The sequence below is a fragment of the Streptomyces sp. NPDC058459 genome, from assembly GCF_042721685.1.
GTDB lineage: Bacteria > Actinomycetota > Actinomycetes > Streptomycetales > Streptomycetaceae > Streptomyces.
In genome coordinates this window covers 1-10,640 of sequence record NZ_JBHXLV010000219.1, presented here as the reverse complement: position 1 = coordinate 10,640, position 10,640 = coordinate 1, and the positions used below count along the sequence as shown (strand labels likewise).

The following is a 10,640-nucleotide window of genomic DNA, read 5'->3' as shown; positions in this document are numbered from 1 at the left end:
CGTCGTACCCGGGCTCAGAACTTGTTGCGCGGGGTGATGCCCAGCGCCAGCCCCGACAGGCCGCGCCGGCGGCCGCCCAGCTTGCCCGCGATGGTACGCAGGGCCGAGCCGGCCGGGGAGTCCGGGTCGGTCAGCACGACCGGCCTGCCGTCGTCGCCGCCCTCGCGCAGCCGCACGTCGATCGGGATGCTGCCGAGCACGGGCACGGTCGCGCCGGTGGTGCGGGTCAGGCCGTCCGCGACGATCTGGCCGCCGCCGGTGCCGAAGATGTCCACCATCTCGTCGCAGTGCGGGCAGGGCAGCCCGGACATGTTCTCGACCACACCGACGATCTTCTGGTGCGTCTGCACCGCGATCGAGCCCGCGCGCTCGGCGACCTCCGCCGCCGCCTGCTGCGGGGTGGTGACGACCAGGATCTCCGCGTTCGGGACCAGCTGCGCCACCGAGATGGCGATGTCGCCGGTGCCCGGCGGCAGGTCCAGCAGCAGCACGTCCAGATCGCCCCAGTACACGTCCGCCAGGAACTGCTGGAGCGCCCGGTGCAGCATCGGGCCGCGCCAGACCACCGGGGCGTTGCCGGGGGTGAACATGCCGATGGAGATGACCTTCACGCCGTGCGCCGACGGCGGCATGATCATGTTCTCGACCTGGGTGGGCCTGCCGTCCGCGCCCAGCATGCGCGGCACGCTGTGCCCGTAGATGTCGGCGTCCACGACACCGACCTTCAGACCGTCGGCGGCCATGGCGGCCGCCAGGTTCACCGTCACCGAGGACTTGCCGACCCCGCCCTTGCCGGAGGCGACCGCGTAGACGCGGGTGAGGCTGCCGGGCTTGGCGAACGGGACCTCGCGCTCGGCCTGCCCGCCGCGCAGCGCGCTCGCCAGCTCCTTGCGCTGCTCGTCGCTCATCACGTCCAGCGAGACGTCGACCCGGGTGACGCCCTCCAGGGCGGAGACCGCGTCGGTCACCCGCTGGGTGATCGTCTCGCGCATCGGACAGCCGGAGACCGTCAGGTAGACCGTGACCGCGACCGCTCCGTCCGAGCCGATCTCCACCGATTTGACCATCCCGAGTTCGGTGATGGGTCGGTTGATCTCGGGGTCGTTCACCGTCGCCAGTGCCTCGCGCACCGCGTCTTCCGTAGCCATACGACGATGGTACGGCGCTGCCCGGGGCCCGCGGGCAGCCCCTCAGCGGTCGTCTGCGTCACGTCCCGGCGGGCGGTTCGTCCGTTCCGACGGGAACAGGCGCGGAGCGGCCCGCCCCGGCCCGCCGTCGGCGCGCTGGTCCGCCTCCAGGTCCCGGACCAGATCCTGCAGCTCGGACCTGATCCAGTCGCGGGTGGCGACCTCGCCCAGGCCCGCCCGCAGCGCGGCGATCTCGCGGGTCAGGTACTCGGTGTCGGCGATGGACCGCTCGTTCTGCTTGCGGTCCTGCTCCAGATTGACCCGGTCGCGGTCGTCCTGCCGGTTCTGCGCGAGCAGGATCAGCGGAGCCGCGTAGGACGCCTGGAGGGACAGCATCAGCGTCAGGAAGATGAACGGGTAGGAGTCGAAGCGCACCACGTCCGGTGCCGCGATGTTCCACAGCACCCAGGCGATGATGACGACCGTCATCCAGACGATGAAGCGCCCGGTGCCCAGGAACCGGGCGATCTTCTCCGACAGCCGGCCGAACGCCTCCGGGTCCCACTCCGGCACCACCCGGCGGCGCGGCGGACGCGGCTGGTCCAGCCGCGGCACGCGCGGCCGGGAGGCCGTGGCGCCCGTCGGGGCACGGTCGCGGCCCTCGCGGCCGCCGTCGCGCTCAGCCATGCGTGCCCGCCCCCCGGCCGGCGTCCCCGGCGCTCCGCTCCGGCATCTCGTCCAGGTGGAACTCGGTCTCGCGCCAGTCCTCGGGCAGCATGTGGTCCAGTACGTCGTCCACGGTGACCGCGCCCAGCAGCGACCCGGACTCGTCCACCACGGGCGCGGCGACCATGTCGTACGTGGCGAAGAACCCGGCGATGACGGGCAGCGTGGCGTCCGGGGACAGCGGCTGGAGGTCGTCGTCGACCTGCGAGCTGACCAGGGTGTACGGGGGGTCGCGCAGCAGCCGCTGGAAGTGCACGGTGCCCAGGTACTTGCCGGTGGGGGTCTCGTCCGGCGGGCGGCAGACGTAGATCTGGGCGGCGAGCGCGGGGGAGAGGTCGGGGTTGCGGACCCGGGCGAGCGCGTCGGCGACCGTGGCGTCCGGGCGCAGCACGATCGGCTCGGTGGTCATCAGCCCGCCCGCGGTGTGCTCCTCGTACGACATCAGGCGCCGCATGTCGGCGGCGTCCTCGGGCTCCATCAGGCTCAGCAGGCGCTCCTTGTCCTCCTCCGGCAGCTCGCCGAGCAGGTCGGCGGCGTCGTCGGGGTCCATGGCCTCCAGGACGTCGGCCGCGCGTTCCTCCTTGAGCTTGCCGAGGATCTCGATCTGGTCGTCCTCCGGCAGCTCCTCCAGCACGTCGGCGAGCCGGTCGTCGTCCAGGGCGGCGGCCACCTCCGCCCGGCGCTTGGGGGAGAGGTGGTGCAGGACGTTGGCGAGGTCGGCGGGGCGCAGTTGCTCGAAGGTGGCGAGCAGGTTCTCCGCGCCCTGCCCGTGCTCCTCCAGGGAGAACCCGGTGACGGCCGACCACTCCACGGTCAGCGTCTCGCCCTTGGCCCGCCGGAAGGCGCCGCCCTTCTTCCCCTTGCGGACGTAGACCCGGTCCACCTCCCACTCGCGGCGCGCGGGCAGTTGCTGCAGGGAGAGGTCGAGGACGGTGACCTCCTCGCCGGTCTCCACCAGCGTGACCCGGCGGTCCAGCAGCTCCCCGAAGACCAGGCGCTCGGTGGGCCGCTGCTCGAAGCGGCGGACGTTGACCACACCGGTGGAGATGACCTGGCCGGAGTCGATGCCGGTCACCCGGGTCATCTGCAGGAAGATCCGGCGCCGGGTGGACAGCTCCACGACCAGCCCGAGCACCCGGGGCGGGCGGCGGCCGACGCGCAGCATGACGACGATGTCGCGGACCCGGCCGACCTGGTCGCCCGCCGGGTCGAAGACGGGGACCCCGGCGAGGTGCGAGACGAAGATCCGGGGGACACCGGCTGCCATCTGTGCTTCCTTTGCCGTGCTCGGGATGCGGAGAGGATTGGTGCGGATTCGCTCTGATATAGCCACGCTTGTGCGCTTCAGGCTAGCCCGTACCGATCGGAAACGCCCCGGTGGACGCCCCGGACGGACGGGCTCCGCTCGGGGCGCGTGCCCCCGGTACGCTGCCGTACGCCCATTCGGCAACGGCAGAGAGGCAGCCCCACCTGTGACTGCGATTCCCCAGGCACACACCTGGAGAGCCGCGCGGACCGTGCGGGTGACCGCGCTGTGCGTGCTGGCCGTGTCGGCGCTGACGATGCTGACGGGATGCGGCGAGGAGGACCCGGACGCCGGGACCAACGGGGTGGGCAGACTGTCCGCGCGGAAGATCCAGACACAGAGCCGGGCGGCGGCCGACGCGGCACCCGCGGTGCACCTGGCCGGGACCGTGGTCACCGGCGGCGTCACCTTCGAGCTGGACATGCGGCTGAAGTCCGGCGGCGGCAGCGGCTCGGTGACCTCCGCGGACTCCAGCTTCCAGCTGCTCCGGGTCGGCGAGGCGCTGTACCTGAAGGCCGGCGCCGCCTTCTGGAACCACGGCGGGGACACCTCGGCCGCGGGAAAGCTGGACGGCAAGTTCGTGAAGGTCCCCCAGAAGGACCCGGCGTACCAGAAGTTCAGCGGCTTCACCGAGAAGGACGTGCTGCTGCCCGCCCTGCTCACCCTGCACGGCGAGCTAGCCACCGCCGGCCACCACGAACAGGCCGGCACCCGCACGATCCGGGTCACCGGCGACGGCGGCCCCGGCGGCACCCTGGACGTCTCCCTGGAGGGCAAGCCCTACCCGCTGCGCCTGGTGCGCGGCGGCGGCGCCGGCACCCTCACCTTCTCCGAGTGGGGCAAGGACTTCCCGGCCGCCGAACCCGCCAAGTCCGACACGGTCGACTACGGCGGCCAACTACCGGGCTCCTAGCCCTTCTTGCGCCGCCTGGCCAGCAGCCTGGGCAGCGCGGCCGGTACGGGTACGCGGGTGGTGGCCGGGGTGGGCAGCGGGGGCTCGGCCAGGCTGCCGGCGGGCGGCGGCTCCACGGCCCCGGTGGGGACCAGGCGCAGCACCGTGCACTCGCGGGCCCAGCGGGCCGGGATCTCCTCGCTGCCGGGGGCGTTGAGCCGCTTGCCCTTCAACTCCGCGACCGCCGCCTCCCATTGGGCCGACCCCGGCTCCAGCCGGTGCGCGGTCGCCCGCCAGGTGACGAGCCGGCCGCCCTTGTCCTTGCTCCGCACCGCGACCTCGGCCGCGCCGCCGTCCGTGAGGCCGGGCAGCGGCTGCTCCCCGGGACCGTCACCGACCAGACAGGCCGCGCCCTCGTGCCAGACGTGCCACAGCGGGCGGGCGGCGGGCGCTCCGGCGCCCCGGACCCAGATCAGGCCGGACTTCCTGGTGGCCTCCTCGATGAGGGCCTGGTCGAAGAGGGCCTGTTCGATGAGGGCCTGGGCGGGCGGCTCGCTGCTCATGCGCCCAGCCTATCCAGGGGCGCTCAGAGCCAGCCGTTGCGCTTCAGCGTGCGGTGGATGCCCAGACACAGGACGACCGTGATGCTCATGACCACCGGGTAGCCGTACTTCCAGTGCAGCTCGGGCATGTACGTGAAGTTCATGCCGTAGACCCCGCACACCATGGTGGGCACGGCGATGATGGCGGCCCAGGCGGTGATCTTGCGCATGTCCTCGTTCTGCGCGACGGACGCCTGCGCCAGGTTGGCCTGGAGGATGGAGTTCAGCAGCTCGTCGAAGCCCATGACCTGCTCGTGGACGCGGGCCACGTGGTCGGCGACGTCACGGAAGTACTTCTGGATGTCGGGGTCGATGAGCCGCATCGGCCGCTCGCTCAGCAGCTGCATCGGGCGCAGCAGCGGGGCCACCGCGCGCTTGAACTCCAGTACCTCGCGCTTGAGCTGGTAGATCCGGGCCGAGTCGACACCGCGCGAGACACCGCCGTTGCGGCCGGGGGAGAAGACCTCGGTCTCCACCTCGTCGATGTCGTCCTGCACCGAGTCCGCGACCGCGATGTAGCCGTCCACCACATGGTCGGCGATGGCGTGCAGCACCGCGGAGGGGCCCTTGGCGAGCAGCTCGGGGTCGTCCTGGAGCCGGTGGCGCAGCGTCCGCAGGGAGCCCTGCCCGCCGTGCCGGACGGTGATGAAGAAGTCCCGGCCGGTGAAGCACATGACCTCACCGGTGTCGATGACCTCGCTGCTGGCGGTGAGCTGGTCGTGCTCGACGTAGTGGACGGTCTTGAACACGGTGAACAGCGAGTCGTCGTACCGCTCCAGCTTCGGGCGCTGGTGGGCCTGGACGGCGTCCTCCACGGCCAGCGGGTGCAGTCCGAAGGCGCTGGCGATACCCGCGAACTCGGCCTCGGTCGGCTCGTGCAGGCCGATCCAGACGAAGCCGCCGTCCCGGCGCACCTCGCGCATCGCCTCCTGCGGGCTGAGGGTGCGTCCGCTCTCCACCCGCGCGCCGTCGCGGTAGACGGCGCAGTCGACCACGGCCGAGGACGTGGTGGTGTCGGTCTCGAAGGGAGCGGCCGCCTCCTTGCGCGGGGCGGGGCGGGTGGACGGTCGGACCACGGCTCGCAGGTCGCGGATCATCGACATGGGCAGGCTCCTTCGCGGGCGGGCAACGAGAGTGCGCCTGCGACGGGTGGAACTACCCGGAATGGGGACGTTCGGACTGCATACGTTTGGCACGTCCACAAAGCGGGGAGCACCGCACCGTCGCGGTGGCGACTTCGCTACTGATGCAGGACTGAAGTGAGATCAGGCAGATCAGGCAAAGCGAAACGAAGTGCTCTTCCGGACGGCGAGGCGAACGAAAAGGTGGCGGTCGGCCAGGAATGACATCAACAGCCGGAAGAGCGAGTGGTACTGCACGGTCGACTTCGATCCATGACAGCCCCACCTCCTCCGGCCGGTCCCTCGTGAGGGAGTCTCATCGGCGTCGGGGACTCGACGGCGAGCATGTGCACGCGGCCCCGAACGACCGGCTCAGCGTAGCAGCAGCCCGTTGTGTCAAGGCGCAGCTTTGCCCGCCACTGACGAGTTCTATGCTCACGGCATGGTTGATGTTCTTCCCCTGGTCGAGGCGCGGCTGAACTCGGCGTTCGGTGAACCGGGCGCGCGGGCCTCGGTCACCTTCCTCGGCGCGGACCGCATCGAGGTGCTCCGCTTCCAGGAGGGGGAGGTGGTCCGCTACGCCACGCTGGGCATGTCGGCGCACCCCATGAGCGACCCCACGGCCCTGGTCGCCGACCCCGTCGAGGGACCGCGTGCCGAGCTGGTCCTCTCCGTCCGCGCGGGACTCGTCGACACCGGGCCGGTGCTCCGCCCGCTCGCCGTGCTCGCCGCGTCCCCCCAGGTGGAGGGGGTGGTCGTGGCCCCCGGTGCCTCGCTGGACGTGGGGGAGCCGCTGTGGCCCGGCGCGGCCTTCACCTCGGTGCTCGTGGGGGAGCCGGGCGGGCTGGTGGAGGACCTGGAGCTGGACGCCCCGCTGGACCCGGTGCGCTTCCTGCCGCTGCTGCCGATGACACCGAACGAGGCCGCGTGGAAGCGGGTGCACGGCGCGGGCGCCCTCCAGGAGCGCTGGCTCACCCACGGCACCGACCTGCGCGACCCGGGCCGCGCCTCCGTCCCGCTCGGTCCGGCGCCGGAGTGAGCAAGCTCACCAAGTGTCCGCGGCCTCGGCGGAGTTGACAGACCCCTGATGGTCGTGCGGGTGGTGGTCCAGGGCCGTCCGGGTGATCGTCCTTGACGTGCGGCGGCCGGGGTAGGAGCGTGGGGCTTTATGAGGGGCGAACCCAGTTGCCCGAGATGTGGTGGCCGGGTCCGGGCTCCCGGTCTCTTCGCCGATACGTGGCAGTGCGACACGCACGGCGCGGTGTACCCGTTGCAGCCTGTGATCCCGCCCAGCGTCGAGGCCGTCACCGCCGTGGTGCAGCGCACCGAGGTCCCGTTGTGGATGCCGTGGCCGCTGCCGGTCGGCTGGCTGTTCACCGGCGTTGCCTACGCGGGGGACGCCCCCGGCGGCGGCCGGGCCACCGTCGTGGCCTGCTCGGGACCCGGCCCGCTGGGCGGTCCGGGTGAGCTGGTCCTCGTCGCCGAGGAACTGGGCGTCGGCCTCGGCGCGCGGTACGCGGGTCTGGACGGCCCCGACCCCGGCCCCTACCTGGACATGGAGAAGCCGCCGCAGGCCAAGGTGCTGGCCACCGGCCGCCCCACCCCGCTCTGGCACGTCGCCGGCACCCCGGACGACCGCGCCGTCTTCGCCGGCGAGGCCCTCGGCGTATGGCTGTGGGCGGTCACCTGGCCCGCGCAGTCCGGCCTGCTGATGTACGACGAACTGGTGCTGACGGATCTGCGGGAAGCGGGCCCCGAGGTGGACCTGGTGCCCTGCGGCGCGCTCTCGCCCCGGCTGACGCGGCCCTAACCCCCAGGGGCGGGAGCTGGGGGCTGTAGGGGGCGCTCCCCGGTCGCGGGTGTGACAGGGCATGCCGTTCGCGCGGCTATCCTTGGGTGGTCCCTGCCGTCCCCCCAGCCTCCGGAGCAGCCGTGCGCATCGATCTGCACTGCCACTCCACCGCCTCCGACGGCACGGACACCCCGGCCGGGCTGATGCGCGCGGCCGCCGGCGTCGGACTGGACGTGGTCGCGCTGACCGACCACGACACCACCCGGGGGCACGCCGAGGCGCTGGCCGCCCTGCCCGAGGGGCTCACCCTCGTCACCGGCGCCGAACTCTCCTGCCGGACCGACGGCGTCTCCCTGCATCTGCTGGCCTACCTCTTCGACCCCGAGGAGCCCGCCCTGCTCGCCGAGCGTGAGCTGGTCCGGGACGACCGGGTGCCGCGCGCCCACGCGATGATCGCCAGGCTGAACGCGCTCGGCGTACCGGTCACCTGGGAGCAGGTCGAGCGGATCGCCGCCGGCGGCACGGTGGGCCGCCCGCATCTGGCGTCCGCGCTGGTGGAACTGGGTGTCGTCCCGACCGTGAGCGACGCCTTCACGCCCGAGTGGCTGGCCGACGGCGGGCGCGCCTTCGTCGTCAAGCACGAGACCGACCCCGTCGAGGCGATCCGGCTGGTGAAGAACGCGGGCGGGGTGACCGTCCTCGCCCACCCGGCCGCCGTGAAGCGCGGCCGCACGGTGCCGCGGGACGCGATCGCCAGGATGGCCGCCGCCGGGCTCGACGGTCTGGAGGCCGATCACACCGAGCACGACCAGGCCACCCGGACCCGTCTGCGCGGCCTCGCCGGGGACCTGGACCTGCTGGTCACCGGCTCCTCGGACTACCACGGCACCCGCAAGACCGTCGCCCTGGGCGAGAACACCACGGACCCCGAGGTCTACGGGGAGATCATCCGCCGGGCGACCGGCGCGTTCCCCGTCCCGGGGACCGGCGGGGTCTGAGCCTCTCGGCGCCACCCCTCTGCTTTTCCCTCCACCCGATCACCGCACCGTCCGCCGTGCGCGCCCTGTTCCCGCCCTCCGGGGGGCTCAGGGCGTCCTGCGACGACAGCTCCATCACGCAAGGCACACGATGTTCGACCTCGCCGTCTTCGGCTCCCTGTTCCTGACCCTCTTCGTCATCATGGACCCGCCGGGGATCACCCCGATCTTCCTCGCCCTCACCGCCGGGCGCCCCGCCAAGATCCAGAAGCGGATGGCCTTCCAGGCCGTCTGCGTGGCGGGCGGGGTCATCACCGTCTTCGGTCTGCTCGGCCACCAGATCCTCGACTATCTGCATGTCTCGGTCCCGGCGCTGATGATCGCGGGCGGCCTGCTGCTCCTGCTGATCGCGCTCGACCTGCTCACCGGCAAGACCGACGAGCCCAAGCAGACAAAGGACGTCAATGTCGCCCTCGTCCCGCTGGGCATGCCGCTGCTCGCCGGGCCCGGCGCGATCGTCTCGGTGATCCTGGCCGTACAGAAGGCCGGAAGTGTCGCCACGCAGGTCTCGGTCTGGGCGGCGATCCTCGCCATCCATGTTGTGCTGTGGCTGGTGATGCGTTACTCGCTGCTGGTCATCAAGGTCATCAAGGACGGCGGTGTCGTCCTGGTGACACGGCTCGCGGGCATGATGCTCTCCGCGATCGCCGTGCAGCAGATCATCAACGGGGTCACTCAGGTGATCCGGGGGAGCTGAGACTCGGCCTCGGCTCCCCCGGAAGGCTTGAGTGCGTCGTGCGCCCTAGGGGGCCGTGCGGCCTACGAGGCCGTGCGGCCTTCTGCGGGGCGGATCCACAGGCGCTGGCCGATGGCGGCCGCCTGTTGCACGATCCGGTTGACGGAGGCGGCGTCCACGACGGTGCTGTCCACGGTGGAACCGTCGACCTCGTCGAGTCGCATGATTTCGAAGCGCATGGCTTCTCCCTTCGTCTGGTCATCCTCCTGCGGAGAACTACTGGTGAGCGACATGTTCGTCGCGGTGTCACATGTGTAGACAACGAACGGCCCACCGCAAACATTCCCTACGCTAACGAAACTTTTTGACGGGCTAATTACTGTCCGGTAAAAAGACCGCGCGGCGGGACTGACGGGGACCGGTTGTGTTCGCAGCGTGACGGCCGGGACAATGGACCCGATGAACGACGACCTGGCGGCTCTGGGTGCCCGCATCGACCACACCAACGGACTGCTGCAACGCATGCTCGCCGAGGTGGCGAAGACACCCTCCACCCACGCGATCTTCGTGGACGCGGGCTATCTCTTCGCGGCCGCCGGCCGGCTGGTGGCCGGTACCGAGGACCGCCGGGCCTTCGACCTTGACGCCGAGGGTCTGATCGACGCGCTCATCGACAAGGCCCGCTCGATCTTCGCCGACAGCCGCCTGCTGCGCGTGTACTGGTACGACGGCGCCCGGCGCCGCATCCACACCGCCGAGCAGCAGTCGATCGCCGAGCTGCCCGACGTCAAGGTCCGCCTCGGCAACCTCAACGCCCACAACCAGCAGAAGGGCGTCGACTCCCTGATCCGTACCGACCTGGAGTCCCTGGCCCGCCACCGCGCCATCAGCGACGCGGCACTCCTCGGCGGTGACGAGGACCTGGTGTCGGCGGTCGAGGCGGCCCAGGGGTACGGCGCACGCGTCCACCTGTGGGGCATCGAGGCGCCCGAGGGCCGCAACCAGGCCGAGCCGCTGCTGTGGGAGGTCGACAGCCAGCGCACCTTCGACCTGGAGTTCTGCAAGCCGTATGTCTCCCGCCGCACGGCGGCCTCCTACGAGGCCACGCCCGGCAACCGGCCGACCCGCGAGGACGTACGCTTCGTCGGCGCCCAGATCGCGGCGAAGTGGCTGGTCTCCCGGGGCCGGGACACCCTGATGGAACTCCTCCCGGGCCACCCGTACCTGCCCGGCTCGGTCGACCAGGACCTCCTGGTGGAGGCGGAGGGGCTGCTCCAGTACTCGCTGCGCGGCCAGGCCGACCTGCGCCGTTCGCTGCGGGACGGGTTCTGGGAACACCTGCAGACGCAGTACTGACACTG

Annotated in this window: 12 protein-coding genes; 6 read left to right on the top strand and 6 right to left on the bottom strand. The window is 71.6% G+C overall.

Annotation, left to right across the window (positions count from 1 at the left end):
* Positions 1–14 precede the first annotated feature (14 nt).
* From ACFWN1_RS28100 to ACFWN1_RS28090, 3 genes are read right to left on the bottom strand one after another with little or no spacing between them, the layout of a single operon-like run.
* Positions 15–1,148, bottom strand: a complete 1,134-nt coding sequence (locus ACFWN1_RS28100; protein ID WP_384367749.1) for an Mrp/NBP35 family ATP-binding protein — start codon at positions 1,146–1,148, stop codon at positions 15–17.
* Between the two features lie 42 nt (positions 1,149–1,190).
* Entirely contained in the window at positions 1,191–1,814 is a 624-nt protein-coding gene (locus ACFWN1_RS28095) for a DUF1003 domain-containing protein (protein ID WP_384367746.1), read from the bottom strand.
* Positions 1,807–3,120, bottom strand: a complete 1,314-nt coding sequence (locus ACFWN1_RS28090) for a magnesium transporter MgtE N-terminal domain-containing protein (RefSeq protein WP_384367743.1) — start codon at positions 3,118–3,120, stop codon at positions 1,807–1,809. The genes ACFWN1_RS28095 and ACFWN1_RS28090 overlap by 8 nt, the downstream gene beginning before the upstream one ends.
* Before the next feature lie 205 nt (positions 3,121–3,325).
* On the opposite strand from ACFWN1_RS28090, the gene ACFWN1_RS28085 reads away from it, so the two are divergent.
* Entirely contained in the window at positions 3,326–4,072 is a 747-nt protein-coding gene (locus ACFWN1_RS28085; protein ID WP_384367740.1) for a hypothetical protein, read from the top strand.
* Here the strand turns inward: ACFWN1_RS28085 and ACFWN1_RS28080 are convergent.
* Together ACFWN1_RS28080 and ACFWN1_RS28075 are read right to left on the bottom strand one after the other, a co-directional pair.
* Entirely contained in the window at positions 4,069–4,614 is a 546-nt protein-coding gene (locus ACFWN1_RS28080) for a hypothetical protein (RefSeq protein ID WP_384367737.1), read from the bottom strand. The genes ACFWN1_RS28085 and ACFWN1_RS28080 overlap by 4 nt on opposite strands.
* A gap of 23 nt (positions 4,615–4,637) precedes the next feature.
* Positions 4,638–5,756 carry a magnesium and cobalt transport protein CorA gene (locus ACFWN1_RS28075; RefSeq protein WP_384367734.1) on the bottom strand — a complete coding sequence of 373 codons (1,119 nt, stop codon included), beginning with the start codon at positions 5,754–5,756 and terminating at the stop codon, positions 4,638–4,640.
* Between the two features lie 460 nt (positions 5,757–6,216).
* Here ACFWN1_RS28075 and ACFWN1_RS28070 point away from each other — a divergent pair, with 460 nt between their 5' ends.
* The 4 genes from ACFWN1_RS28070 to ACFWN1_RS28055 all read left to right on the top strand — a co-directional run bounded on the left by ACFWN1_RS28070 (position 6,217) and on the right by ACFWN1_RS28055 (position 9,300).
* Complete coding sequence (locus tag ACFWN1_RS28070; protein WP_384367731.1) at positions 6,217–6,813, top strand: suppressor of fused domain protein; 597 nt, start codon at positions 6,217–6,219, stop codon at positions 6,811–6,813.
* A gap of 129 nt (positions 6,814–6,942) precedes the next feature.
* A complete protein-coding gene (locus ACFWN1_RS28065; protein ID WP_384367728.1) occupies positions 6,943–7,584 on the top strand; it encodes a DUF6758 family protein in 642 nt (213 codons plus the stop codon).
* A gap of 122 nt (positions 7,585–7,706) precedes the next feature.
* Positions 7,707–8,564: a PHP domain-containing protein gene (locus tag ACFWN1_RS28060; protein ID WP_384367725.1), complete on the top strand. Its 858-nt coding sequence runs from the start codon at positions 7,707–7,709 to the stop codon at positions 8,562–8,564.
* Positions 8,565–8,694: 130 nt separating this feature from the next.
* Positions 8,695–9,300, top strand: a complete 606-nt coding sequence (locus ACFWN1_RS28055; RefSeq protein ID WP_384367722.1) for a MarC family protein — start codon at positions 8,695–8,697, stop codon at positions 9,298–9,300.
* Positions 9,301–9,362: 62 nt separating this feature from the next.
* Here ACFWN1_RS28055 and ACFWN1_RS28050 read toward each other — a convergent pair whose 3' ends face one another.
* Positions 9,363–9,518 (bottom strand): hypothetical protein, encoded by a 156-nt coding sequence (locus ACFWN1_RS28050; protein ID WP_384367719.1) that lies wholly within the window; start codon positions 9,516–9,518, stop codon positions 9,363–9,365.
* 220 nt (positions 9,519–9,738) lie between these two features.
* On the opposite strand from ACFWN1_RS28050, the gene ACFWN1_RS28045 reads away from it, so the two are divergent.
* Complete coding sequence (locus tag ACFWN1_RS28045; RefSeq protein WP_384367716.1) at positions 9,739–10,635, top strand: NYN domain-containing protein; 897 nt, start codon at positions 9,739–9,741, stop codon at positions 10,633–10,635.
* Positions 10,636–10,640: the final 5 nt, after the last annotated feature.